This window comes from Acinetobacter sp. ANC_7513 (assembly GCF_056779915.1).
Genome location: NZ_JBWYIW010000025.1, coordinates 1 through 906, shown reverse-complemented (window position 1 = coordinate 906; position 906 = coordinate 1). Strand labels below are relative to the sequence as shown.

The window sequence follows — 906 nt, the reverse complement described above, 5'->3', positions numbered from 1 at the left end:
AGCTTTGGCGTTGTTTAAGCTACTTTCGAGTTGTTGTTTGGCTTCGCTTGCATCGAGATGGTTTGCTTTGGCTTGTTCTTGTTTGTAGGTGGAGATGAGTATGCCTTCGCCCGCTCGTACTGCACCCCATTGGTCAGTTCTGAGTTCGAAACCTTCACCACGTCCTTCACTTTCTGCTGTTGCTTTGGGATGACTGAGATTCCCTAGGTTAAGTTGGCTCGCCCCGTGGGTGTTTTGCAGTTGGGTGGAGATTTGTCCTGTGGTGTCATCAAAGCGGAGTTGTCCATAGCCTTCGCCTTGGACTTCTTTACTTTTAATCCCTGCGAGTTTTTTTGTGTCCGGCAGTTGGCCTTGACTGTCAAATCGGGTTGGGCTGCGTTGGGCTTCATGTAGGCGGCCCACCACAAAGGGGCGGTCGATGTTGCCGTCAAAGAAGTCGATGACCACGATTTCATTGATTCGAGGAAGGAAGCGTGCGCCATAGCCTTCGCCTGCCCATGGGGTCAGTACATCGACCCAAGCTGAATCGGTGTCGTTGTTGTTACTGCCGGCACCCCCATCAAATTGGTGGTCTTCTGCTCGGGTAAATAGGAAGCGTACTTTGATGCGTCCCCATTCATCGACATGGATTTCTTCTCCTGCAGGTCCCACCACTTTGGCGCGTTGCGGATGGGTGCTAGGTCGATGTTGTAGTGGGTTGTATTCGGGTACGGTTTTGATGTTGCGTCGTTGTAGGATGAGTTCGCTGGCTTGGCGTTCTTGGTCGCTGTGGGTTGCTTGGTTGGTGTTTGTCTTGTGTTTTGGCGTCCATTGGCTGCGTTGTAGCAGTTGTTGGACTTGTTGGTCTAAGTCTTTGGGTAGGTTGTTTTGGTTGTAGTAGCGTTTGCCAACAATGAGGAATTCTTG

1 protein-coding gene is annotated in these 906 nt (G+C 51.0%); it reads right to left on the bottom strand.

Annotated features, from left to right (window positions below):
- A partial coding sequence (locus AC1M9B_RS14360; RefSeq protein WP_481609336.1) for a type VI secretion system Vgr family protein occupies positions 1-906 on the bottom strand: 906 nt, incomplete at both ends.